Genomic DNA, 24,278 nt, shown 5'->3' on the forward strand with positions numbered 1-24,278 from the left:
CCATGACCACATACTCTGCCGATCAGACCACAGACTCCGACGCCGACAGTTCAGGTGCTGGGGAGGGCTTCACACACGGAGAGGGCCTGCGGCGTCTGCTGAACCGCCTGCATCACGGCGGACCGGGTGCGTGGGAGCACGATCCGGTGGCGGCCGAGCTCATGGAGTACGCGGCGGTGAAGTACGAGCCGTTGGCGCGCAAGCACGGCCTGGACCCTTGGGAGGCCGCGAGCGCCGCGTTCGACGTGATGCGCACGAAGGCCGCGAGGAACGCGGTCGACCCGTGGGCGGTCATCACCCACGCCGTGAGGATCACCTGCATTGCTGAGGAGCGCGCCCGAGGGCTGCTGTGTTCGACACATCAGGCGAGGCGTCCGCATGTGTCGGCGTTCCATGATCCGGAGCGGTTCGCCGACCGCGTCGAGAACCCGTTGATCGACTACCATCCGGCGTTCCAAACCACCGATGACCAACCCGAGTCCGAGGGCACAGTGGCGGGGCGGGCGTCGGTGTGGTCGGCGGTGGAGGACACCATCAGTCTGTTCACGCTGCTGGGCTGGCCGGCGTCGGTGGCACGCGCATCGGTGGAACATGTCTGCGGGGCTCTGGCGAGGGCCGGCGCCCGGCGCACTGCCTATGAGTCGCTGCGTCGCGACAAGCATGCTCGCGCTCTCCTCGACCTTCCTGCCTCGTCGTGGTCGGCGCTGCTGCGGACTCTGCTGGGAAACCCGCATCCCGCGTATGCGGCCACCTCGACCGGCCGTGGCGTGCTGCTCCGGCTGATGATCGGCGAGACCGTCGGTGTCCTGTTGCGTGACGACGACCTCGTGTTGACCGTCTCGCTCGCCGCACCGCGTCGCGAGCCGGTTCACGGGGCGGGGTGTCGGCCATGACCAGCGTGGGGCACATCGAGCTGGACCGCACCGTCGAGTCGATCACGGTCGGTCGACGCCATCGCGTCGATCTGGGCGACATCGACGCGCTCGCGGCGTCTATCGACCGTGAGGGCCTGCTGCAACCCCTGACCGTCACCCCCGAAGGCGTGCTGGTGTGCGGCAGGCGGCGGCTCGCGGCGATCAAGGCCCTCGGCTGGCGCACGGTCAACGTGTGGGTCCGCTCCGGTATCTCTGATCGGCTCGGTCAGCTCGTCGCGGAGCAGGACGACAACGTGCTGCACAAGCCACTGAGTCAGTTGGAGGCGGCGGCGCTGTACCGAGAGTTGAAGCAGGTCATGGCTGAGGACGCCGCACGTCGTCAGGCCGCCACCCGATTCAGCGCCACCCATCAACCGCGAGATCAGTCGGGTGGCGACGGTGGTGGCGAGTCGCCACCACCGTCAAGTGCGATCGGCAAGACCCGCGAGCAAGCCGCTCGCGTGGTCACCGGCGCTGCCTCCTACAAGCGGCTGGAGCAGATCGGGTGGCTCCAACAGGTCGCCGATGACCTGGCACAGCCCGCGGCCCTGCGGGCGCAGGTGGTCGCGGAACTGGAGTGCATCGAGGCCGGCGCCGCGGTGAACCCGATCTACCAACAGGTCCGCCAGATCGTCGAGAAGGCCGAGGCCGAGCGAACCGCCGAGCTCGATCAGATGGCCCAAGAAGCGCTCGCCCGTGTCCAGGCGGACAACTCCAAGAAGGCCAAGAAACGCCCGATCCGCCCACCCCGGTCGGGGACGAGGAGCCGGCCCGGTATCCCGTGCGGGCGTTCACGCTGTTGTGGACCGAGCTCGAGAACTGGTGGGAGCACTACGACGCGGCCGAGCTCGCCGCCGCGCTGAGCGATGAGCAGATCGCGTCGTTCCTCACTGTGGTCGAGGGCACAACCGCGTTCGCCGGTCAGCTCCAAACCGCCCGCTCATCGGTTGAAGATGGACCGAGCCGCAGCCACCTACGCGCGCTCTGACCCAGAACCAGCGGGCACAGTGGGCGCACCTGTCGGGCATGAAGCCCGCACTCACTGACGCTCAGGACCGCCGCCGACTGATCGCCGTTGTCGTGGCGATCATCGCCATCGTCGTGCTCGCCACCATCGGCGTCTACGGCCTCCTCGCAGGGCCACGCACATTAGACGACCAGCGGCCTGACATCGACCGTCGTCCGCCGTCTCCGTCGGTCAGTGTCGCACCGGACGGTACCCTGACGCCGGTTCTTCCGACGGTGCGCGCCAGCGCCGATCCCGAGACCTTCGCCCGCAACGTCGCGACGACTTTGTTCGCCTGGGACACCGCCAGCGGGTTCATGCCGTTGGACTACACCAGCGTGATCCTCGCGGTCGGGGACCCGTCCGGTGAGGAGCAGGCCGGGCTCGCCTCCGACGTCGCCGCCTACCTGCCCACCCGGACGGCCTGGCTCGACCTGCGCCAGTACGCCACGGCCCAGCACCTGAGAATCGGCGAGGTGTTCGTCCCCGAGGCGTGGGCTGCCGCCGTGGAGCAGGCACAGCCGGGGCAGCTCGCCGAGGGCACCGTCGCCTACACCATTGAGGGCACCCGTCATCGCTCCGGCGTCTGGAATGACGAGCCGGTTGAATCCGCGCATCCGGTGGCGTTCACGGTGTTCATCGTCTGCGCACCGACCTACGAGACATGCCACCTTTTGCGGCTGTCCGAGCTCGACAACCCGCTTCGATGAGGCGGTGACTCGGTGTGGTCAAGAAGCTCGGAATCGCTGGCGCTGCTCTGGTGCTGCTCGCGCCCATGCTGGTCATGGTCTCCATCGCCATGCTGATGAACCCGGCAGCCAACGCCGCCTGCACCATCGGCACCGGCAACGGGGTGACCGTCGGGAACATCCCCGACTCCCTCGACGTGACCACGGCCGATGGCACCACGTTCACGTTGAACCATCAGCAGCTCACCCATGCCGCCACCATCATCGACATCGGCAGCCGCACCGACGGGGTCAACCGGAACGGCATCCAGATCGCGCTCATGGCCGCACTCACCGAGTCGACCCTGCGAATGCTGTCCAACACCAGCGCCTACCCCGAGTCCGCGAACTACCCGAACGACGGCGACGGCTCCGATAACGACAGCCTCGGCCTGTTCCAGATGCGACCCGCCGCCGGATGGGGAGCCGTCGCCGAACTCATGGACCCGACCTACCAAGCCAAGGCGTTCTACGGCGGACCCACCGGCCCGAACTATCCCTCTCCGCGGGGCCTGCTGGACATCCCCGGCTGGCGGCAGATGGACAAGGGCGCGGCAGCCCAAGCCGTCGAAGTCTCGGCCTACCCGGATCGCTACCGGAACTACGAGCCCGTCGCCGCCGCGATCTTGGACGCCCTCACGGCACGAGCAGCCAGTACGGCCGGGCAGGTCGATCTCCCGACGGTCGTCACCAGTCCGATCAACGGGAAGATCGGGGTCGCGCAGGCGAACATCCCGAACCGAACCTCCTCAGGTAGGTTCGCGTCCTCGATGGGCTGGCTGACCTCGCAGGGACCGGACTTCATCACGCTGAACGAGGTCAGCGCCCGCAGCCTGGAGGCGATCTCGGCTCACGCGCCGGGCTACGCCGCGTATCGCCAGCGGCAGGCGGACGGGAACCAGTCGCAAGGCAACGTCGTCCTCTGGAAGACCGCGATCTGGAGCAAGCTCGCCGCCGGACGGATCAAGCTCGTCGAAGCTGACCACGCCTACTACCAGGGCAAGAAGGTCACCTGGGATCGGTTCGCCACCTGGGCGCTGCTCCAGCGCGGCGACGGCGCGGTCGTCTCGATCGTGTCCGTCCATCAGATGACCGACCCGCACAAGTTTCCCCGCCAGCACGGCAACCCGTCGATGAGCCGGCCCGAGCAGTACGGCAAGGGCATGGACATCCTCATCGGCCTGCTCAACCAGCTCGGACAGCACGGGCCGGTGTTCGTCGGTGGCGACATGAACACTCCCGCCTCCTACACCGACCTGGCCTGGTCGGCGGCGGCGAAGATGAAGACCGCCGGCTACGCCTGGCACGCACACGGCGTCGATTTCGTGTTCTACCCATCGGGCAACGGAGTGAAGCTCGCACACGGCACCGTCGGCCCGAAGGCCGAGGTTGGCGACCACAACATGATCGCCGCCCGGTTCAACCTCAACCATGCCGGCACCACTGCCCGCACAAGCAGCGCAGCGAACACCGCTTCCCGACGCGCCGCGACCGCACCAGCGATCACGCGAGTCACGGCTCAAGCTCAGGGGCCGGAGTCATCGCGAGTTGTGTTCCCGCTCCCCGCAGACACGTGGGCGATGAGCAGCCCGTTCGGGATGCGGGTCCATCCGATCACCGGCGAATACAAGCTCCACACGGGAACGGATTTCTCTACGGCTGCGGGCACCCCGATCCTCGCCGCCGCGGACGGGACCGTGACCTTCGCCGGCCCAGCGGCCGGATACGGCAACCTCATCATCATCGAGCACACGATCGACGGCCAGACGATCGCCACCGCGTACGCCCACATGTGGCCGGCCGGCATCCATGTCGCCGTCGGCGACCGTGTGACCGCGGGGCAGCACATTGGCGATGTCGGATCGTCCGGGTACGCCACCGGCCCCCATCTGCATTTCGAGGTCCGCCCCGGCGGCACCAACGCCGCCCCCGTCGACCCGGTGCCGTGGCTCAACGCCCACGGAGCGGCCGACCTCCCGGCCGCCAACGGCGGACCCGGCAGCAGCACGACCGGATGCGACTCCACCGGGCTCGCGCCCGGTATCGGCGTGGTCCCCACTCCGGTCGACGGCGACCCGAACCGCATGGTCGACGACCCCACCTCGACTGGGCAGATCACCGCCCGCCTGCTCAACCTCTACATCCAGGCATCCGCCGCGTTCCCCGACACCGGATGGGCCTGCTGGTCCGAGCGGCCTGGCACAACCTCGGAGCACCCGCTCGGGCGTGCGTGTGACATCACCTTCGGCAACGCCATCGGCCACTATCCGACCCCAGCACAGCTGGAGGCCGGCTGGGCCTTGACCGACTGGATGAAGAACAACGCCGAAGCGCTCGGAGTCGAGTACCTGATCTGGCAAGGGAAGGTTTGGTCTGTCGCCCGGTCCGGTGAGGGATGGCGTCCCTACAACGGCGGCGGGGCGCACGATCCGGACAACGTGACCGGCGGGCACTACGACCACCTCCATGTGACCGTCCGCAACTAATCTGTGCCAGGCGACGGATTGGCCGGTTCAGCCGGCATCCGACCATCACCGGCGTCGGTATCCTCCGAGCATGGGCAAGTACCTGGCGATCTTCAACGGTGCCGCGAGCGAGGAACAGAAGGACGCGATTTCCCCAGAGCAGCAGCAAGCGTTCATGGCGGCGTGGGGCGAATGGGCCCAGAACCACGCCAGCGCACTGACCGATCCGGGTGCTCCGCTGTTCGCCAAACGCGTCGTAACCAGCGACGGTGACACGGAGTTCACCGACTCCAAGACCGCATACGCCATCGTCGAGGCTGATTCTCACGACACGGCCGTAGCCATCTTCGCCAAGCATCCCCACTTGACCCTCATGGCCGGCAACTCGATCGAAGTGATTGAGTGCCCGTCGCTGCCCGTCTAACGCCTTCGGCCAGCCTCACGAACCGACCACCGCAATCTGTCCGGCGGCCCCTGTCCCTGAGCGGCGCTGGAGTGTCGCTTCCTCACTCAGCGTCACCGTTCGGCACGGAGCCATGCCGGGTGACACGCTTGACGCTGCCATCGGGACCGAAGGTCTGCCATTCGCCGTTCTTGCGCCCATCGAGGTAGGCGCCGCGGTCGATCGGATCCCCGGCGGCGTTCCAGCGTTCCCAGATACCGTGCTTCTCACCGCGACGGAAGCCGCCACGCTGCATGAGGCGCCCGTTGGCCCGGTACCAGATCCACTCGCCGTCCAGCTCGCCTTGGGCGTAGCCGCCCTCGGAGCGCACCCGCCCGTCGTTCGCGTAGTGACACCACTGGCCGTGGCGGGCGTCGTCGACGTAGGTGCCGACCATGACGCCGCCGTGGGGGTCGGGTTCGGTCCACAGACCTTGCTTGCGCCCCTGTTCGTCGACCTCGTCCGGGGTCGAGGGGATCGACTCGTCCTCGGAGCTCATGCGGGGCTCACCAGCTGAATCAGGTTGCCGCACGTGTCGTCGAGCACCGCGGTCCGCACCGGCCCGCCGTCGGCCGGCGGCTGGACGAACACCACGCCCTGCTCGGTGAGCTCGCGATACGCGGCGTCCACGTCATCGACGGCGAAGGACGCCGCGGGAATGCCCTGCTCGGCCAGCGCCCGGACATACTCCTGGGCCGCCGGGTTCTCATCGGGCTCCAGCAGCAGCTCCACACCGTCGCGATCCTCGTCGCCGACCACGGTCAACCATCGGTACTCCCCCAACGGAACATCGGTCTTGGCGACGAACCCCAGCCTGTCGGTGTAGAACGCCAGCGCCTTGTCCTGGTCATCGACGAACACGCTCATCACATGCAGTCGTGCCTTCATCTCGGCTTCCTCTCATTCGGTCGGCCACCGTTGGGCGATCTCGCGCAGCGGCTCCGTGTTCAACCGATGGACCTTCGTGCGACCCACCCGCGTCACGCGGACCAGATCGCACTCCTCCAGCACCGCCAGATGTTGGGACACCGCCTGCCTCGAGGACCCCGTCCCCAACACATGGAGACGAGTGCAGATCTCGAACAACGTCATCTCCTCACGCTCCACCAACAGATCGAGGATCTGCCGTCGCGTCGCATCGGCGATAGCCCGGTACACGTCGGCCACAGCCCCAAAATAGGCAAGCGAACACTTGCCTGTCAACGCGGAAACCGAGCCACAGCCCACCCTTCAGACGAGTCCGACCGAGTCGCGCTGCACGGCCCGCCTCAGGTGGAGGAGGAGAACGAGGAACACGCAGATCGTCAACTGGTAGGCCGCGAATGCCCACGCCTGCGGCGCCCACGATGAGATCGTCATCAACGTGATCGACGCACCGATGGCGACCAGCACATAGAAGACCGTGTTCTCGGATTCAGGGAAACGCCACGCCTTCGCGACGGTCGGCAACGCGGCGATCGCGTCGGCGGCGACGGCGAACAGCACAGCCAGCGGAGCGTCTCCCAGGCCGAGCCACACGGCCAGCGCCGCGACGGCAATGATGCCGCAGCCCATATCGAACACCCCGACACGGGCGCGGTGATCTCGGCAGATCACGCTCGTCGCGATCACCAGCACAGGCCCCAGCCCCGCAGCCAACGTCATCACCGCAGGCCATCCGACGCCCGAGTCCAGCTGGGCACTGAACCCGATCATCGGTGCGGCCGCCCACAACGTCCACGTGACCAGATTCGGCCGCACCTGCCCTTTCACGATTGCCATCGCATACCGAACGCTGCCCACAAGACCCAGGGAGGCACCCACGAGAACCCACTGCGGGTCAAGCACTCCGACCTCCGGGCTAAGGGGCGCATCGAGCGCCGTGACCTTCCACCAGCAACCCGAGTCTGTTGAGTCGGGACCTTCCTCAGATATCGCAGGAAGCGAAACCAGCGATATCGAGAGGTGTTCGCCCCGGCATGGCTGCTAGGAGCGGCAGACCCAAGGCTATCGACTCATTCCTGTCGCCCAGGAGTAGATAGGCAAACACGGGCCGACGTTCACGCTGGCCGATGGCCGAGACCTCACATCTACCGCGACAGGAAGCGTCTAGCAAGGCTCTGAGACAGAGTGCCACAAAGGACACGAGGCGCACCTACCGAGCATGGATGTGTTCCCGGATTTCAACGGTCTCGGCGGCATCGGTGATCTGAAACAGGTCATCGGCGCGCTGCTGACGATCACGCTCATCGTGGCTGTGCTGATGCTGATCGTGTCGGCCGTGGTGTGGGCGATCGCGTCATCGAACGGCAACTACAACGCCGCCATCAAGGGACGGACGGGCGTGCTCGTGGCGCTGGGCGCTGCCGTGTTGGCTGGCGCGGGCGTCATGTGGGCCAACTGGCTGATCGACCTCGGCCGACAGCTCTGACGACCGCTCACGGAACGGGGCAGGCGGCGCACCTGACAGGCGACCTGTTCGTCTGTATCCGCCTGCGGGCGGAGCGTTCTGTGAGGAGCCCTGTCGTGTTCGACCTCATCAACTCTGTCGTCTCCCTCCCCCTCTCTCTACCGGTGTTGCTGCCGATGGACATCGACATCAACCCCAACTCGAACGGCCTGCCCGGCATCAGCCAACTGCGAACGATCGTCGGCGCGGTGATGACGGTCGGCCTGATCCTCTCGGTCCTGGCGCTGATCGTCAGCGCGGTCGTGTGGGGCTTCGGAGCCAACAGCAGCAACCCCCACTTGGCCGGGAGGGGAAGGTCGGCGTCCTCGTCTCCTGCGGCGCGGCGGTCATCTGCGGCGCGTCGGTCACCTTGATCAACTTCTTCTGGAACGTCGGCCAGAGCGTGTGAAACCCAACCCCGTCTACCCCTGCTTCTGAGTGAGGAAGTGATCGCGATGGGTGTCTGCGATGTCCCCGTCATCTCCACCGTCTGCGACAAGGCTGGCGAAGCCGCAGCGTCATTGGTATCGGCTCCATTCGACTGGATCGCATCGGCGATGGGCGAAGCCGCTGCGTGGCTATTCGAGTCCGTGTGGGCCGTCATCGACACCACTACCCTTGTGGACGTCACCAGCGCCGAGTACGTCGGCGTCTACAACATCTTGTTCGGCGTCGCCGTGTTTCTGATGCTGCTGTTCTTCTTCTTGCAGCTCATCACCGGCCTCATCAGACGCGACCCCACCGCACTCTCACGCGCCGCGTTGGGCTTGGCGAAGTCGATCCTGGGCTCGTTCGTGGTCATCACCCTCACCGCGCTGGCGCTGGAGATCGTCGACCAGCTCTGCGTCGGCATCATCCAAGCCTCCGGCGAGTCGATGGAGTCGATGGGCGACAAGATCGCCCTCCTCGCGGCCGGGCTGACGGCCATCAACATCGGCGCCCCGGGTGTGGGCGCGGTCATCACGATCTTCCTTGCCGGGTTGGCGATCGCAGCGGCGTTCATCGTCTGGATGTCGCTGCTCATCCGCAAGGCGTTGCTGTTGGTGGCGATCGTCCTCGCGCCGATCGCCTTCTCCGGTGCGTCGTGGGATGCCACGAAGGGCTGGATCGGCAAGTGGCTCGCGTTCGTGATCGCGCTGATCGTCTCCAAGCTCGTCCTCACCGTCGTGTTCCTCGTGGCGATCACTCAGGTCTCCACGCCCATCGACGGGGACCTGGCCTCGATCAGCGATCCCATCGCCGGTGTCGTGCTCATGTTCATCGCGGCCTTCGCCCCGTACATGACCTACCGGTTCGTGAGCTTCCTCGGCTTCGACCTCTACCAGAACATCGGCTCGGAGCAGGACGCCAAGAGCGCCCTCAACCGGCCCATCCCCATGCCCACCAAACCCCAAGGCGGTGACCCGAAGAAGGTGCTCGACGGCGGCGACAGCGGCGGCACCGGTGGCGGCGGAGGTGGTGGCGGGAAGACTCCACCGGCCCCGAAGACGCAGACCGCCAGCGGAGGCAGCGGGGCCACCGGCTCTGGCGGTGCGGCGGCGAGTGCTGGCCCGGCAGCAGCGGTGGTGGTCGGAACGAAGGTCACCAAGGACGCGGCGACAGCCGGACCGAAGGCCGGTCAAGCGTTGGGCGGTCATGCCGAGTCCACCGCGAGTGGTGCTAACCAGCAGCCGTCATCGGCCCCGCCTCCGCCGCCCGTCCCCAAACCGCCGCACTCGCCCACCGACGGTCCAGCAGGTGGGGCGACCAGCAGCAAGGGCGGTGACCGGGCATGAGCACCGCGACGGATCGAGCTCCGTCGAGCGAGCTAGTGCCGGTCAAGTTCAGCCGCCTCACCCGACGCGGTGTTCTCCTCGGTCTCTCGGTCGCGCAGCTCGTCACGCTCGGCATTGCGGGAGCCACCATCGTCGGTGCCCTCTACGCCGGTGGTGGCATCCTGCTGGCGTACTCGGCCCCGTTGTGGCTGGTCTGCGTCGCACTGACCTGGGTGCCAGTCGCTGGCCGGGTGGCCGTCGAGTGGCTGCCCGTCGCGGTCTGGTGGGTGTGGCGCTCCACCGGCACCCAGCTCCTCTACCGCCGCCGGATCGTCACCCCGCGCCCGGTCGGCACCCTCGCGCTGCCGGGCGACGCCGCCCGACTGCGCGAATACACCGACCCCACCACCGGGGCGGCGATGATCCACGACCCCACCGCAGGCACGTTGACGGTCGTCACCGAGATCACCCATCCCGCCTTCGTGTTGCTCGATCCTGGCGAGCAGGAGCGCCGGGTCACCTCCTGGGGGCGAGTGCTCGCCACGGTCTGCCGTTCCGGTCGGATCGCCACATTGCAGGTGTTGGAGCGGACGCTGCCGGACTCTGGCACGGGCCTCGCGGAGTGGTGGGCCAGCCACGGCAACCACGACGACACGTGGGCCTCGACCACCTACGCCGAACTCATCGAGAGGGCCGGACCGGCCGGCGAGCGGCACGCGACCACGCTGTCGTTGAGTCTGGACATGAAGGCAGCGGCCCGGCAGATCAGGACCGCAGGCGGAGGCGTCCGTGGTGGCGCGGCGGTGCTGCGTCAGGAGATGTCCACCCTGACCGCCGCCCTGCGGTCAGCGGACCTGACGCCCGGTGGCTGGCTGAGCGCGGGCGAGGTCGCTGTCATCCTCCGTAGCGCGTATGACCCGGCCATCGCGGGCACGCTGGAGCGGCACGGCCAGCTCGGGCAAGACTTGGCGACCGCGGGGCCGGTCGCGGTCAACGAGTCCTGGTCTCGGCTGCGCACCGACTCGGCCCATCATGCGGTGCTGTGGATCAGTGAATGGCCTCGGTCGCTGGTGTATCCCGGCTTTCTTGGTCCCGTGCTGCTGTCGACGGGGATTCAGCGGTCGTTCTCGCTGATCTGCACGCCCATGCGTGCCGATACCGCGGCGCGGGACATCAGGAAGAAGAAGGTCGAGTACGTCTCCGACGCCGCCCAGAGGGCGAAGATTGGGCAGATCGAGGACGCCGCTCAAACCGCTGAGTACCACGACGTGCTCCAGCAGGAGGCCGACCTGACGGCCGGGCACGGCGTACTGCGCTACACCGGACTCGTCAGCGTCTCGGCCGCTGACGTCGAGGAGTTGGAGACCGCCGTCGCGGCGATTGAGCAGGCCGCCATCCAAGCCTCCTGCGAGACCCGCCTGCTGGTCGGCCAGCAGGCCCAGGCCTTCACCGCCGCCGCGCTGCCGCTGTGCCGTCGCGTGTAGCCGGGTTACGGGGCCGGCTGGACGAGGATTGTCGTTGCTGGGTCTACATCGGGTGCGAACGCCAACGTCGGCAGCTCGGCGCCTTCGAGTCCGGCGAGTTCCAGGGCTGCTTGGCCTGCGAGGTGCGCGGACTGAATCGATTGTCCGTTGGCGACGGAAGCGTAGAACTGCGCCGCGTAGGTGATCGCGTCGCCGTCGGCGATCTCGTCGGCCATACCGATGGCGAAGGGGACCACGCTCTCGACCAGATCATCTATCTGTCCGGCAGAGTTGCAGGCGTTGAGCAGTACCAGGAGTGGCGGATCGTCCGTGGCCGCGACCGCGCGGGAGAAGGCGTGAGCGGTCACGACATGGCCTTCGTGTGGTTCGTCCCGCCCGTGTTCCAGTTCGATCAGGTCGACGTCGCCGTGACCGGAGAAGTGGACGACGTGGGGACGAAACTTGGTGATGCCGTCCAACAGGTCGTCAGTGGTTGCGGCCGGCCGCACGTCGAGCTCGATCATGTCGCGGTGCAGCGCTGACTCGACGGCTGCGCGGATTCGCTTCTGCTCACGGCCCACACGAAGGTCACCCGCGGAGGATGCTCCGAGCAACAGCACGCGGAGCTTCTCCGGCTTCGGAGCTCGCAACTCCCGGACTGCGTTGTTCACTGCAATCTCGGTCTGCTGGAGTCGAGCGTCGAATGCCGCCTGTTGAGCAGAGGCGTCACGTTCGGCCCGCTGCTGCTCGCGTTGGCGCTTGCGTTCCGCAGCGGTCACCTCAGCCCTTTCGGCAGACGCGAGCTTCTCGGCCAGACTCGACTCCTGCTTGGCGTAGCCGCTGGCCTTGGCCTGCCATCGGCCGGCTTCCTTGCCTGCGGCCTCGGCTTCCTTGTCGCGGCGAACGGCCTCCGCGTTCTTGGACTTAATCGTGCTCGCGTTCTTCGACTTTGCGGCGGCTTGCCTGGCCCTGGCAGCATCGGCGCGTTTCTTGGACTCCTTGGCGCGGTAGTCACCAGCCTTCTTCTCGGCATCGACTCGCTGCTTGCGCTTGCGGTCGAGCTGGCCTCGGTACTGACTCGCGCTCAATCTGTCTCCTCACCTCGCATCGATCTGACTCGCTATCCACGTTAGCTGCCACCGCCGACACTGCCCCGCGGGTCAGCGTTAGCGCACCTGACAGGTCAGACAAAGGAGGCGCACGATGCCCACGTTCGATGACCCGATCGCAGATGCCGGTGAGGCGTCGCAGGCGTTGCGTGGGCTGGCCCACGCGACGATGCGCATGGAGGAGCCAGCGGAGACCTACCGTGTGCTTGGTGACTTGCTGAGCGGGGCACGTTCGCTCCGGCAGGTGCTCGATCAGCTCGCCGCCACGCATCTGCGGTTCCGTGAGGTTGCGCACGACGACCACGGCAGCCACGCTGCCGGGACCGTTCGGCGTTGGCTGCCGCGGACGAGCTGCACCAGGCCGGGAGCCTGCTGGAACAGGTGGAGGCTCGGTTGGACGAGGCGTTGCAGCACTCGGGTCGGATCGCCTGGCACGAGTCCCCACCCACCCCGTCGCCTTCTCGGGAGCGTCTGCACACGCGGTTGGGCGGCTTTGCCGACCCGTTCGCTCGCCTGGATTCCCCTCCGAGGCAGGGCGGTCGGAGCCCGTCTCTGTGACCCGACTGATGGCAGGTCCCGCGGGCGCACCTGGCAGGCATGGAGAACACATCGCCTACCCGCATCACCCGACACGCTGGCTCATTGGCGCTGACGGTCTGGCCTGACACCCCGGTCGAACGACGCCCCCGATTCGGCTACCGCGTCACCGACACCACCACCGGGCAGAGTGTCGAGGGCCGCGATCTGATGCTCGGGACAGGGCAGGCCGAGGACAGTTCCGAGGCCATCCGGGTGCTTGCCGCGTTCTTGTCCGCTGCGGGTGAGGCGTCCGGGAGCTGGGACGCATTTCCCGACTGGATTGCCGAGGCAGCCCGCACGAACAGCGATGACCTTGCCCTGTTGTCCGAGTCCGACGACCCGTCCGGCCCGGAGGTTGCGGCTGCATCGCCGGAGCCGGAGCGCTGGATCAGCGTCGTGTTCCTCCAAGGCCCGGAGGCCAACGATCTGCTGGACCTGATCGACCGGCAGGGCACGGACGCGGCGATCGAGTACCTGGCTGGTTACGACTACGGCGAGGAGACCGTCCAGGCCGCGTTGGAGAACGGGTACGTCTACGACGATCTGCCGACCGGAACCGTCGACGAGGTCGCGCAGCGTGATGTCTACACACTGACCTACAACCATCACCTCGGGCACGTTCACCTGTTGCGGGTCCACGACGCGGTTCCTGATCCTGTTCTGTTGGGCATCGAGGACCCCGCAGCACCGCGGCCCGCACCTGAACGGGCGCCAGTGCCGCGCCCCGGTGGGTCGGCCGCTGGTGTGGAGCGGGACTGGTTCGCGTCTCCCCCGGCTAGTGGCGCTGGTGGTGCTCCACGGGGGTTGTCGCGGTGAGCCGCCACGACCAGCGCGAGTCGCTGCACGCCTCGGTCCTACTGACGCCGACGGCCGAACGCCGTCGACTGCGGCGCGCTCGCCGCAAGGCCGCAGCCCATCTGCACACCGAACAGAACCGGGCCGAGAAGGCCGAGGCCAAGAGGCGCGCGGAGGCTGCGAAAGCCGAGCTCAGAGCGACCACCTATCTGCCTGCCGCAGGCGAGCCCGGCCCGGCCGCACTGCGGACGCCACACCGCCTGCGGCTGCCTCGTCATCAGGACACGTCCGCGTCGCTGGCCGGTGCGTATCCGTTCCTCGCCGAGGCCGGATTGGGCCCCGATGGGGTGTTCATCGGCCAAGACCTTTACAGCGGCGGAAGCTTCGTCTACGACCCCTGGGTTCTCTACGCCCGTGGGGTCATCACCGCTCCGAACATCGTGCTGGCGGGGATCGTCGGGTCGGGCAAGTCCTCGCTCGCCAAGAGCCTCTATACCCGCTCCCTTCCGTTCGGCAGAAGGGTCTACGTACCCGGCGATCCGAAAGGCGAGCACACCGCGGTCGCCGAAGCCGTCGGCGGCAGGGCGATCGTCCTCGGACATGGCCTCAACACCCGGCTCAACCCGCTCGATGAAGGACATAGGCCGGGTGGGCTCTCGGATGAGGAGTGGGCATCCACCGTCGCCTCACGCCGTCGTGACCTGATCGGCGCGCTCGCAGAGACCGTGCTCGCCCGTGCGCTCTCCCCTCTGGAGCACACCGCCATCGACCTCGCGCTGGCCCAGACGGTGCGCGACAACGACGTCCCGATCCTCCCGATGGTCGTCGACCGAATCCTCACGCCCACCGCCGACCGCCACAACGACCCGGACGGGCGACTCGCGGAGGACGGCCGGCTCGTGGGCCACGCGCTCCGCAGGCTGGTGGCCGGCGACCTTCAAGGGCTGTTCGACGGGCCGAGCACCATTCGGTTCGACCCGAACCTGCCGATGATCTCCCTCGACCTCTCGCGAGTCACCGAGAACTCCACGCTCATCAGCGTCTTGATGACGTGCTCGTCGGCGTGGATGGAGTCCGCGCTCCTCGACCCGAACGGCGGACAGCGCTGGGTCGTGTACGACGAAGCCTGGCGGCTCATGTCCCACCCGGCCCTGTTGAAGCGGATGGACGCCCACTGGAGGCTGGCGAGGCACTACGGGATCGCCAACTTGTTGATTTTCCACAAGCTGACCGATCTGGAGAACGTCGGGGACCAGGGCTCAGCGATGCGGTCGCTGGCGAACAGCCTGTTGGCGAACGCCGAGACCAGGGTGATCTACCGCCAAGAGAGCGATCAGCTCGGAGCCACCGCGCAGGCTCTCGGGCTGACCGGCACCGAGCAGAAGCTCCTCCCCGGCCTCGGCGTCGGACAGGGCCTCTGGCGGATTAAGGACCGATCCTTCGTCACACAACATCAACTCCACCCTGCTGAGCTCGCTCTGTTCGACACGAGCTCGCGGCTCACGTCGGCAGGTTAGAAGTTCGCATGAAATTTGACGGTTTTGACGCGAACCTGAGCATTCACGGGGCTCAGAGCGTACGTGGGAGCTCAGGTTCGGGGAACCTGCGCGGCCTTCTGCTCGGCGGTGGCGCTCTGTTCCGATCGGTGTTCGGCGGGGTCGCTGCAGCAGTCGTCGACGCCGTTCTGGACGGGGGTCGCCTCGAGGGGGTTCTCGCTGGCCGGGGTGGGGCCGCAGGCGCATCCTTCGCCGCGCCAGGCCTCCAGCCCCTCTCGGACGGCGACAGCGGCGATCACCAGGACGGCGATGGGGTCGGCCCAGGACCAACCGAGTGTGGCGTTGAGAAGCAGGCCGGCCAGAAGCACGGCGGACAGGTGGGACCGACCGGGGTAAATCCGGACCTAGGTACAAGTTACAAGCGTTCGGACTCGTCGGGGTCGGTGGTTCGGGTCAGGGCCGCCCGAAACTGGTCGGCTGAGGGTGCGGGCACGATCTGGTTGTTCTCGTCGCGGTACAGCCGGCAGGCGATGCTGCATTCGCCAGACGTGCCCAGGGCGAACGGGTCGACGCCGTTGATCAGCAAGGTTGGCGAGCCCGTCATGCCCCGGGCGGCTGCCTCGGCGTCAGTGGTGACCTCGCGCGTTGTGGCTGGGATGTCGGTGACCTCGCGGAGTCGATCCAGCATCGGTATCAGGTTCGGGCAGTCGGGAACATGCAGGACCTCGATGGTCACCGCGGGCTGTCTATTCGAGCTAGTCATGATCCGCTCCGGGTCGTTGGTGTGGTGTCGGTTTCGCGATCGCGTCCAGCAAGGCACAAGCCCGGTCGGCCGCCGGGAGTTCGCAGGTGGCGATCAGGTCGGTCAGGGAGTCGTGCATCCGTTGCAGGTCCACGATCCGTGTCTCGAGGTCGGCCCGCCGGGATTGAGCGAGTTCTCGGGCTGCGTCACAGCTGTCGGGCCCGCCGGCGTTGAGGTGCAGCAGTTCTTCGACCTCGTCCAGGGTGAAGCCGAGTTCTTGGGCGCGCTTGATGAACCGCAGCAGTTCGACAGCCGCGGGCGGGTAGTCGCGGTAGCCACCGGGAGTCCGTGGTGGCGGCTGCAGCAGGCCGCGGCGCTCGTAGTAGCGCAGCGTCTCGGTGTTCACGCTGGCGCGCTGGGCCAGCTCACTGGATCGCATGACCCCATCCTGAACCCTGGACCTAGGTACGGAGTCAAGGTCCCTGGCCCAGTTGTCACGGCCCGAGCGGGAAAGGCACGGAGGCAATGATCTTGTTTGACGACATCACTCCGTCGCTGCTGCGCTCAACCTCGGCTCGGTTCACCGTCGACGGTGAGGTCGGGATGCTCGATGGTCTTGAGGTATCGGGTGGCGCCTTCGACGCTGAGGCCGAAGAGGTCGCAGATGCGGCGGATGTCGCCGCCGGTGGCGTGGATCTCGTGCAGGATGCGGTCTTCGCGCAGTGCTTGGGGGCGCAGCGTGATGCCACGCCAGGGGAAGCTGTGGCCGACCGGGACCAGCCGTGGGGCGGTGCGTCTGCTGACCAGCAGGTGGGGGTTGATGCAGCCGGGCCAGCGCTGGTTGCGGTGGTCGAGCCAGGCCGTCAGCCGGGTCCGGACTGGGGCCGCGAGCGGGATGACGCGATCGCCGATGGTGAGCCGTCCGTCGATGATGTCGGTCAGCCTCACGGCCCGCAGTTGCTTGCCGCTCAGGGCATGGAAGGCGACCAGGGCCACCGCGAGCGCGACGACGGGGTCGGGGTGGTTGAGCTCGGCGCGGATCACGGCGGGGTCGAGCGCGAGTGGAGTCGTCCGGGCGAGCGGGGTGTGCTTCATGCCGCGCATCGGGTTGGCGAAGATCAGGCGCTGGCCCTTGAGGGTCTTGAACAGCGACCTGCACGCGAGTTCGGCTGCGTGGCGTCGACCGGGTGGCAGCGACGCCAGCGCGTTCACGATGTCGGCGCGCGTGACCTGGGCGAAGGAGTGGTAGCCAGCAGCGACCCAGGTGTTGACCACGGTGACCAGGCCGAGGATCTGGACGCGGACTGTCTGGGAGTCGCGGGGCACCTGCCGCGGGGTCAGTTCGGAGCCTTCGAGCATGACGTGGAGCCACAGCTCGAGGTGCTCGCGCATCACTGGTGGCAGCCCGGCGGCGCGTTTGGCGAAGTAGAGCTCGACGCGGCTGGGCCGGTCCTCGATGAGCAGTCCTGCTTCGTCGAGGACGTCGATGGTGGAGATGATGTTGCCGTCGTAGCGCGGCAGCTGCATCACGTCGCTGGCACGGATCTTGGCCGTGGGGTTCTCGCGCAGGGTCTGCAGCAGCCGCAGGGACCTCGTCACGTCGTTGCGCTGGCGCACCGACCAGCCGTAGCGCTCGGCGTGCTGGTCGACGATCGCGGCGCACAAGCGGGTGAGCTCGCTGTCTTCGATCAGGACCCGTCGGCGCACGGCTTCGGGGTCGGGTGTCATGTCGAACAGGGCGAGCTGGATCGAGGTCTCGTCGTCGAAGCCGGTCCCCGCGGGGTAGGGCAGCTGGTTCTTGTAGCGGCTTCTCCAGGGCTCCTCGCCGGTGCGCACGCTCGCCGTGGCCGCCTTGCGTGCCCGTGGCCCGGGTCGCAGGCTGGGCTCGGGCGCGAGGCGCGGCGTGACGCGCTTCTTGAACAGCATGTTGGCCAAGAACAGTTGTTGGCTGTGCCGGTTGGCGCCGGCGTAGTCGAGGGCCCGTCCGGGCTCCTGGGTCATCTGGGCCTGCTCGACGCACAGCCGGCAGGCGCCCGACAGTCCGACGGGAATGTGTCGGCTGCAGTAGTCGCAGACGCCTTCGGGGTAGTGGGTGCGCCACCAGCGGCAGGGTCCGCAGGTCCAGTTGAGGCGCGGGTAGACGCCCCACGCCAGGCAGCCCTTGCAGGCCCCGGGCCGTTGCGGGCTGCGGGGGTGGCACAGGCTGCACAGGCCTTGGCTGAAGTAGTCCTTGGTCGTCCCGCACCAGCGGCACGGCGGCGTGGGGAACGGGCCGCCGGGCAAGCACTCGTAGCAGACGTCGACCCGCGGAGCCGTCCACGCGACGGGGTTGGCCTGACACCGGTTGCACCGCGGCGGCAGCCGCAACGGTGCCTCAGGTCCTGGTCCCGGCATGCAGTTCTTGTCCCGTGCGTACTCGTCGAGCTCGCCGTGGTCTACAGCGGCGGGATCGAACGCGGCTGGCCGAACCGCGGACTGACCACCGGGCCGTTCCCGCCGCCGTTCGGGTTGTCATCGCCGTTCCCGTTGCCCCCGTTGGCGGCCTCGGCGTCGCGGGCACGGCGGGCGGCGACCTTGTCCGGCTCGGGGGTCATCAGGTCGTTGGGGGTGCACTCGAGCACCGCGCACAGCACGTCGAGCTCCTCCAGGCGCATGGTCGGCGGGGTGCCCGCCCACCACGACGACATCTTCCCGGCGCTAATCTCCAGGCCGGCATCGGCCAGCATGCGCCGTAGTTCCGCTGACTTCCAGATCCCTCGCTCGGCGGCCCGAAGCCGCAGGCTCCACTGCATCTTGATCCTCTCCTTTCATCGCGGGAAGTCAGTCGGTCCGGAGTCCCAGACGGGCTTCAACACGGTCGTTGGCGGTGTTCCACGCGTGCACGATGTGCTCGCTGCGCACGTGGATGTAGCCCGAGGTGGTGGCCAGCCACTGGTGGCCCAGCAGCTCCTGGATCGCCTTGATGTCCATGCCGACGGCGTACAGCGACGAGGCGCAGTAGTGCCGCAGCACGTGGGGCGTCATCCGGTCCGACCAGGCCGGCAGCCACTGATCGACGTGGATCGCCAGGCCGCGGCGCAGTGCGTTGCTGCCCACGCGGCCACAACGCCCCAGGTCACGATCGAACCGCTCCGAGGGAAGCATCGGCGCGTCCGGGTTGTCCCAGTCCTGACCGTACTGGTGGCGGACCTCGGCCAGCCACCAGTCGATCAGCTGGTCCGCGCCGTTGATCGCCGGCACCAGCCGCGGCTTGTGCCCGCGCCCCCGGCTGCCCTTGCCGAACCGGACGTGGAGCTTGCCGAACTCGCCCAGATCGGGACGCCAGTCGCGGATGTCGAGCATGACGGTCTCGTTGATCCGCAGCCCCAGCCGACGCCACAGCGAGGCGGCGAAGTAGTCGCGGGCCGCGGGCAAGTACTTGCGGGCCTGCGGGATCGAGCCGCGCCACGCGGTGAACAGCGAGTCGATCTCCTCATCCGAGGGCGGGACGCGGACCTTGGCCAGCGACGCCCCCGACTGGCGGTTGAACTCGTCGATCGGCTGCTCGACCAGCACGCCGGTCGCACGGCGGATCGTGCCCTCGTAGCGGGCCAGCACGAACTCGTAGAACAGCGACAAGGTCCCGGCCTTGCCGGCCCTGGTGGCCACGCTGTGGCCCAGCCGGCGCTGATCAGCCAGGAATGCGTCAGCGTCCGCGCAGGTCGCCTCCCACAGCGGCTTGGTCAGCGATCGGGCGAACTCGATCACCACCGAGCGGGTCGCTCGAATGTGCCCGTCACTCAGGCCGGCCGCCGACATCGCCAGCGCGTACTGGTCCACGAGCTCCTGCTCGAAGTCCTCGGCCGCCTGCGCACTCGACAGCACCAGATCCCCGGCACTGCCACCAGGCAGCGCCACCAGACCCATCAGATACCGACTTCACAGGAGCCGAGCATGCGTCGATGCTACACCGAAACCGTCAGTCACAGTGACGACCAATCACTTCAAGTCCAAGGAGGCAGGGAACCCACGTCACCTGCACAAACGCGGATCCAGACCTCCAATGCCGCCGATCGAACCTAAGCGCCTAGAGACAGGGGTGAAATGATGAGACCTCTGCGACGGGGAGCCAGCCCGGAGGACGAGGCCACTCCGGTCGTGCTGCCACACGTCGTCATCCGCGCCTGTGCGACCGGCGAGCTGACCGTGACAACCGACGGCCAGCTCGTCGAACCGCCGCCGACCGGAGCCTGGACACGAAGCAGGTTCGGTGAGCTGCTCGACCTGGTAACCCTCGACCGGACCGTCGCAGTACGGATCGAGGTGCATGAAAGCGACGGCTCGACCTTCACCGATCTGATCCACACGCACCGCCGCACCCCTGCCCCGGCCGAGGAACCGCCGCACCCGAACGGCAAGCACTCGGCCCGTCGCCGCGCCGAGCCCGTCGAGGTCACCGGCGACGGCTTCTTGCCCGGCGAGCAGGTGCTGGTCGCGTTTGTCACCACGACCACCACAGCCACCCATTCGGGGCAGGCAACCACCAGCATCAAGCCGACGCAGACACGCAGCGGCGACGTGGTGCTCATCGGCCAGAACTCGGGACCGTCTGCATCCGGCGGTTGTCGTGAGTTCGCCGGGACCTGGCCGACGGGCCGGCACCTACGGCGAGGAGCTGACCAACGCCGCGCTCATCGGCCTATTGTTGCTGTTCGCGTTCGGACTCGTGCTGCGCGGCTCCGGTTCGGTCGCAGCGTTCCTGACCGGCACACCTCAGCCCGCGTCGGGACTTGCGGCGGGCCTCGGGGTGCTGTTTCACCCCGGCGACCCTGCCGGCGCTCTGGGCTCCGAAAGATTGAGCCCGGTCGCCTACTGGATCACCACCGGAGTTCTGCTGGTGACGGTCGTTTCGGCCGCGACCTGGACTTGGGTCAGGCTTCGACGGCACACCCGCAGGGTCGAGACCGACCCCCGCTGTCTAGCCGGCACCGCGACCCGGCACGAGGTCACCACCACCGCCTCCGAGAAAGCCCTCCTACGACGTGCCGGGGCGTTGCGGCCCTCGCTCAGCTCACCGGAGCCGGCCGATGTCGGGTATCTGCTCGGCACCTCGAAAGGCCGTCAGGTGTGGGCATCGGTGGAGGACTCGATCCTGCTGATCGGTCCACCCCGCTCCGGCAAGGGCTTGCACGTCGTCATCAACGCCATCCTCGACGCGCCCGGAGCCGTGATCGCCACGTCGACCAGGCCGGACAACCTCACCGCGACCCTCCGCGCTCGGCAGCGGTCGGGGCCTGTGGCCGTTTTCGATCCGCAACGACTGGCCGAAGGCGTGCCGTCCGGGATGCGCTGGTCACCCGTACGTGGCTGCGCCGACGCCCTGACGGCGATGATCCGAGCGACCGGCCTTGCCGCTGCCACGGGGTTGTCTGCCGGTGGTGTGGAGTCTGGTGGGTTCTGGGAGGGCAAGACCAGGACCGCGCTCCAATCGCTGCTTCATGCGGCGGCGCTCGATCACCGGCAGCCAGCCGAGTTGTTCCGCTGGACCCTCGACCCCACCGCCGCCGCGGAAGCCGTCGCCATCCTCAACAACCACCCCTCGGCAGCGACCGGATGGGCCGACTCCCTCGACGCCATGATCGACTCCGACCCCCGCACCCGCGACTCCATCTGGCAGGGCGTCTCCCTCGCCCTCGGGCACTGGCCGACCCCCGAGTCCTCGACGCCGTGACCCCACGAACCGGGGAGGACTTCGACCCCGAGCAATTCCTCACCGAACGCGGCACCCTCTACCTGCTCGCCACCGGAGCAGGAGCCGGAGCCTCCGCCGCACTCGTCGCGGCCCTCGTCGAAGACCTCATCGAAACCGCCCGACGACTCGCGGCCCGCGCGCCCGGAGCACGGCTCGACCCGCCGATGCTGTTGGCCCTCGATGAGATCGGCAACCTCGCCCCACTCCCCTCCCTGCCGACCCTCATGACCGAGGGAGGCGGCACCGGGATCACCACCATGCCCGTGCTCCAGTCACTCGCACAGGCCCGCGACCGCTGGAACGAGAACCAAGCCAACGCCATCTGGGACGCCTCGATCGTGAAAATCATCCTCGGCGGCGCATCCAGCTCACGCGACCTCCAAGACCTCTCCACACTCGTCGGCGAACGCGACGAATACACCGACAGCGTGACCCTCGGGGACCACGGCACCCGCTCCAACCAACGCTCCATCCGTCGCGTCCCGATCCTCCCGCCCGACCGCGTGAGGACACTCCCCTTCGGGACCGGCGTCACCCTGCTTCGGTCCGCGCCGCCCATCGTCACCGACCTGCGCGCCTGGCCAAACCGGCCCGACGCGAAACAACTCCGCGCCGACCGCGCCGAGATCGAAGCCCTCCTGCGACGCCCCGCGTCCTCCTGATCCGGCCCGCGGGTGGCCGGTGCACCTGCCTGTCGTAGCAGTCGTCGTCCACCGGCTGCGTGAGCAGACAGGAACACGCTGATGAGCATCGAGACCCAGCAGGCCGTGACCGGGTTCATCGCCACCGATCCCCGCCTGACCCACACCAGTGAGGGCGTCGCCCGGCTCTACTGCCGGATCGGCATCGAGCACTCCCGTCAGGAGCCGGACGGATCGTTCACCCGACTCGACCCGACCTTCCACGACATGACCGCGTTCCGCAAAGCCGCCGAGGAAGGCATCAGCCGACTGCGCAAGGGCGACAAGCTCATAGCGATCGGACAGGTCCACGCCTACACCTACGAGAAGGACGGCCACACCGTCGAGACTGAGGAGTTCATCGTCAGCCGCTTCGGGCACGACATGGCCCGGACCCGGTACCACGTCGACCGCGCACCCCGACAGTCCGTAGACCAGACCGCAGCGCAGCGGGAGGCCAACGGGTTCGACGCTCCCGATCAGCCGCAGCGATCCAGCGCCGCGCCGGCGATGGGCATGTGAGGCAGCCACGATGAGCGAGTACGTGCCCGAGCCCGACCCGGCCGACCTGGAGAACGACGCCACCTACGACGAGACCGGCTACGGCGACCCGGCGATGTCCGAGCCGCCGCACCCGATCAACTGGAACCTCTTGACCGCCGACGAGGCGGAGGTCGAGTGGCTGGAGCTCAACGCATGGGTCAACTGGCTTCGCCGGACCTACGGGCTTCCCGTCTCGGTGATCCCGCCCGCCTGGTACAACCACCCCGAGCTGGTGTGGGAACTGTCCGCCCTGCACCTGCACTGGCTCTGCGCCTACGACCCCGACCAGAACGGGTCCGCCCCGCTCGGCTGGCATCGCGATTTCGCCGATACCCGCCAGCGCCTGCGCGATTGGGTAGCCGCCTCCGGCACCAAGCTCGACCGCGACCGCCCCACCCGCCAGACCGTCTGGCCCGGCGAAGCACCCAGCGAGCCGGTCGAGGACACCCCCATCCTCAACCGCGACGCCGAGTTCGTGGAGTTCGTCCTCGCCGACGTGCAACGCCGACGTGAGGCCGAGGATGAGTTCTACCGCAACTTCGACCCCGAGACGGGAGAGGCACGGTGACCGAGGCTGCTTCGCAGCCTTCCGCCCCAACGTCCCTTCGCCTTGGTCCACAGAGACATCCGGGCCGCACCCGTGCCGAGCACGGCAGCGGCCCGGATGGGTCTCAGCCCTCAGGCGGACTAAAGGCTCGACCTGGCGCGAGCGATCTAACCGTTCGACTCTCGGGGTGCCAGACCTTCCAGGATCTCGGCAGTCATGGGATTCACGTTCTCATCGGGCTCGATGTAGTGCTGCTTGGTGATCTCCGACGAGGTGTGGCCCAGCATTTCGGCGGCGAGGTCGGCTCCAGCGGCGCGGTCAAGGACCGTAGCGACTGTGCGGCGGAACGAGTGTGGTGTCACTCCGCCGATGCCGGCTTCATCGAGAACAGCCCGCAGTCTCCGTCGCACGTTGTTCGTCGTCAGCGGTGTGTGGTTCCGGCTAAAGAAGATCAGGTGCTCGGAGTCTTCATCACTGATGGCGGCCAACCGCTGACGAACGGCCTCTGCGGCGTAGGAAGGCACGGAGACCGTGCGGCGGGACTTGGAGGACTTGCCGTGATCTTGGCGGTATGTCGGCTTGCCTTTCGGAGAGATGATCGTGCCGCACAGCCGGACCGTGGGAGGCGAGCAGGTCATGTCCACATCACACTTGCGGATCGCCAGCACCTCCCCAATACGCGCAGAGGTACCCAGCATGACCTCGATGATGGCCTCCAACTGACCATCCGGCTTCGGGCCGGACAAGCCCTCGGCTCGTCGCCAGGATCGAACAGCCTCTCGGATAGCCTCGATTTGATCGACGGTCAGAGCCATCGTCTTCGATGTGAACCGCACTGGGTTTCTTGGAGGCTCGT

The 24,278-nt window shown here is 67.7% G+C and carries 27 protein-coding genes; 15 read left to right on the plus strand and 12 right to left on the minus strand.

The annotated features are described in order from the left end of the window. Positions 1-2: 2 nt before the first annotated feature. The 5 genes from FIV44_RS03295 to FIV44_RS03315 all read left to right on the plus strand — a co-directional run bounded on the left by FIV44_RS03295 (position 3) and on the right by FIV44_RS03315 (position 5,537). Positions 3-893 carry a hypothetical protein gene (locus tag FIV44_RS03295; protein WP_141003249.1) on the plus strand — a complete coding sequence of 297 codons (891 nt, stop codon included), beginning with the start codon at positions 3-5 and terminating at the stop codon, positions 891-893. After that, on the plus strand, positions 890-1,777 hold the full coding sequence (locus FIV44_RS03300) for a ParB N-terminal domain-containing protein (RefSeq protein ID WP_246086782.1): 888 nt from the start codon (positions 890-892) through the stop codon (positions 1,775-1,777). The genes FIV44_RS03295 and FIV44_RS03300 overlap by 4 nt, the downstream gene beginning before the upstream one ends. Before the next feature lie 163 nt (positions 1,778-1,940). Continuing rightward, positions 1,941-2,630: a hypothetical protein gene (locus tag FIV44_RS03305; protein WP_141003250.1), complete on the plus strand. Its 690-nt coding sequence runs from the start codon at positions 1,941-1,943 to the stop codon at positions 2,628-2,630. Between the two features lie 14 nt (positions 2,631-2,644). Continuing rightward, the gene (locus FIV44_RS03310) at positions 2,645-5,134 is read left to right on the plus strand and encodes a peptidoglycan DD-metalloendopeptidase family protein (protein WP_141003251.1); all 2,490 of its coding nucleotides are present in this window, start codon (positions 2,645-2,647) and stop codon (positions 5,132-5,134) included. A 70-nt stretch (positions 5,135-5,204) separates the two neighbouring features. Beyond that, positions 5,205-5,537, plus strand: a complete 333-nt coding sequence (locus FIV44_RS03315; protein ID WP_141003252.1) for a YciI family protein — start codon at positions 5,205-5,207, stop codon at positions 5,535-5,537. An 82-nt stretch (positions 5,538-5,619) separates the two neighbouring features. Here the strand turns inward: FIV44_RS03315 and FIV44_RS03320 are convergent, their stop codons facing one another. From FIV44_RS03320 to FIV44_RS03335, 4 genes are all read right to left on the minus strand, one after another. Then, complete coding sequence (locus FIV44_RS03320; protein ID WP_141003253.1) at positions 5,620-6,054, minus strand: toxin-antitoxin system YwqK family antitoxin; 435 nt, start codon at positions 6,052-6,054, stop codon at positions 5,620-5,622. Further along, on the minus strand, positions 6,051-6,443 hold the full coding sequence (locus FIV44_RS03325) for a VOC family protein (RefSeq protein WP_141003254.1): 393 nt from the start codon (positions 6,441-6,443) through the stop codon (positions 6,051-6,053). The genes FIV44_RS03320 and FIV44_RS03325 overlap by 4 nt, the downstream gene beginning before the upstream one ends. A gap of 12 nt (positions 6,444-6,455) precedes the next feature. Then, entirely contained in the window at positions 6,456-6,722 is a 267-nt protein-coding gene (locus tag FIV44_RS03330) for an ArsR/SmtB family transcription factor (protein ID WP_141003255.1), read from the minus strand. A 63-nt stretch (positions 6,723-6,785) separates the two neighbouring features. Beyond that, a complete protein-coding gene (locus FIV44_RS03335; protein WP_219996266.1) occupies positions 6,786-7,307 on the minus strand; it encodes a hypothetical protein in 522 nt (173 codons plus the stop codon). 391 nt (positions 7,308-7,698) lie between these two features. Between FIV44_RS03335 and FIV44_RS03340 the strand changes: the two genes are divergently transcribed. From FIV44_RS03340 to FIV44_RS03355, 4 genes are all read left to right on the plus strand, one after another. After that, positions 7,699-7,965 carry a DUF6112 family protein gene (locus FIV44_RS03340; protein ID WP_141003257.1) on the plus strand — a complete coding sequence of 89 codons (267 nt, stop codon included), beginning with the start codon at positions 7,699-7,701 and terminating at the stop codon, positions 7,963-7,965. 95 nt (positions 7,966-8,060) lie between these two features. Continuing rightward, complete coding sequence (locus tag FIV44_RS03345; RefSeq protein WP_425465151.1) at positions 8,061-8,357, plus strand: DUF6112 family protein; 297 nt, start codon at positions 8,061-8,063, stop codon at positions 8,355-8,357. Positions 8,358-8,438: 81 nt separating this feature from the next. Then, the gene (locus tag FIV44_RS03350; RefSeq protein WP_141007712.1) at positions 8,439-9,758 is read left to right on the plus strand and encodes a TrbL/VirB6 family protein; all 1,320 of its coding nucleotides are present in this window, start codon (positions 8,439-8,441) and stop codon (positions 9,756-9,758) included. Further along, positions 9,755-11,221 (plus strand): SCO6880 family protein, encoded by a 1,467-nt coding sequence (locus tag FIV44_RS03355; protein WP_141003258.1) that lies wholly within the window; start codon positions 9,755-9,757, stop codon positions 11,219-11,221. The genes FIV44_RS03350 and FIV44_RS03355 overlap by 4 nt, the downstream gene beginning before the upstream one ends. 5 nt (positions 11,222-11,226) lie before the next feature. Here the strand turns inward: FIV44_RS03355 and FIV44_RS03360 are convergent, their stop codons facing one another. After that, a complete protein-coding gene (locus tag FIV44_RS03360; protein WP_141003259.1) occupies positions 11,227-12,288 on the minus strand; it encodes a CHAT domain-containing protein in 1,062 nt (353 codons plus the stop codon). Between the two features lie 663 nt (positions 12,289-12,951). Here FIV44_RS03360 and FIV44_RS03365 point away from each other — a divergent pair. Next, on the plus strand, positions 12,952-13,704 hold the full coding sequence (locus FIV44_RS03365; protein WP_141003260.1) for a hypothetical protein: 753 nt from the start codon (positions 12,952-12,954) through the stop codon (positions 13,702-13,704). After that, positions 13,701-15,200, plus strand: coding sequence for an ATP-binding protein (locus tag FIV44_RS03370; RefSeq protein ID WP_141003261.1), 1,500 nt, complete (start codon positions 13,701-13,703; stop codon positions 15,198-15,200). Before FIV44_RS03365 ends, FIV44_RS03370 begins: the two co-directional genes overlap by 4 nt. A gap of 71 nt (positions 15,201-15,271) precedes the next feature. On the opposite strand, the gene FIV44_RS31045 is transcribed toward FIV44_RS03370, so the two are convergent. The 6 genes from FIV44_RS31045 to FIV44_RS03400 all read right to left on the minus strand — a co-directional run bounded on the left by FIV44_RS31045 (position 15,272) and on the right by FIV44_RS03400 (position 19,818). Beyond that, positions 15,272-15,547 (minus strand): hypothetical protein, encoded by a 276-nt coding sequence (locus FIV44_RS31045; protein WP_219996268.1) that lies wholly within the window; start codon positions 15,545-15,547, stop codon positions 15,272-15,274. Between the two features lie 47 nt (positions 15,548-15,594). Next, the gene (locus FIV44_RS03380; RefSeq protein WP_141003262.1) at positions 15,595-15,915 is read right to left on the minus strand and encodes a hypothetical protein; all 321 of its coding nucleotides are present in this window, start codon (positions 15,913-15,915) and stop codon (positions 15,595-15,597) included. A gap of 19 nt (positions 15,916-15,934) precedes the next feature. Then, a complete protein-coding gene (locus FIV44_RS03385) occupies positions 15,935-16,360 on the minus strand; it encodes a MerR family transcriptional regulator (protein ID WP_136562087.1) in 426 nt (141 codons plus the stop codon). 125 nt (positions 16,361-16,485) lie between these two features. After that, positions 16,486-18,204, minus strand: a complete 1,719-nt coding sequence (locus tag FIV44_RS03390) for a hypothetical protein (protein WP_219996269.1) — start codon at positions 18,202-18,204, stop codon at positions 16,486-16,488. A 152-nt stretch (positions 18,205-18,356) separates the two neighbouring features. Further along, complete coding sequence (locus FIV44_RS03395) at positions 18,357-18,647, minus strand: helix-turn-helix domain-containing protein (protein WP_246086783.1); 291 nt, start codon at positions 18,645-18,647, stop codon at positions 18,357-18,359. A 94-nt stretch (positions 18,648-18,741) separates the two neighbouring features. After that, on the minus strand, positions 18,742-19,818 hold the full coding sequence (locus FIV44_RS03400; RefSeq protein ID WP_238694809.1) for a tyrosine-type recombinase/integrase: 1,077 nt from the start codon (positions 19,816-19,818) through the stop codon (positions 18,742-18,744). Between the two features lie 709 nt (positions 19,819-20,527). Here FIV44_RS03400 and FIV44_RS31730 point away from each other — a divergent pair. The 4 genes from FIV44_RS31730 to FIV44_RS03420 all read left to right on the plus strand — a co-directional run bounded on the left by FIV44_RS31730 (position 20,528) and on the right by FIV44_RS03420 (position 23,443). Beyond that, complete coding sequence (locus FIV44_RS31730; protein ID WP_246086784.1) at positions 20,528-21,631, plus strand: type IV secretory system conjugative DNA transfer family protein; 1,104 nt, start codon at positions 20,528-20,530, stop codon at positions 21,629-21,631. Beyond that, complete coding sequence (locus FIV44_RS31735; protein WP_246086785.1) at positions 21,514-22,314, plus strand: type IV secretory system conjugative DNA transfer family protein; 801 nt, start codon at positions 21,514-21,516, stop codon at positions 22,312-22,314. The genes FIV44_RS31730 and FIV44_RS31735 overlap by 118 nt, the downstream gene beginning before the upstream one ends. Positions 22,315-22,395: 81 nt before the next feature. Beyond that, the gene (locus tag FIV44_RS03415) at positions 22,396-22,854 is read left to right on the plus strand and encodes a single-stranded DNA-binding protein (protein ID WP_141003264.1); all 459 of its coding nucleotides are present in this window, start codon (positions 22,396-22,398) and stop codon (positions 22,852-22,854) included. Between the two features lie 10 nt (positions 22,855-22,864). Then, a complete protein-coding gene (locus FIV44_RS03420; RefSeq protein ID WP_141003265.1) occupies positions 22,865-23,443 on the plus strand; it encodes a hypothetical protein in 579 nt (192 codons plus the stop codon). 146 nt (positions 23,444-23,589) lie between these two features. On the opposite strand, the gene FIV44_RS03425 is transcribed toward FIV44_RS03420, so the two are convergent. After that, positions 23,590-24,237: a tyrosine-type recombinase/integrase gene (locus FIV44_RS03425; protein ID WP_141003266.1), complete on the minus strand. Its 648-nt coding sequence runs from the start codon at positions 24,235-24,237 to the stop codon at positions 23,590-23,592. Between the last annotated feature and the right edge of the window lie 41 nt (positions 24,238-24,278).

Source organism: Nocardioides humi (genome assembly GCF_006494775.1).
Lineage (GTDB): Bacteria > Actinomycetota > Actinomycetes > Propionibacteriales > Nocardioidaceae > Nocardioides > Nocardioides humi.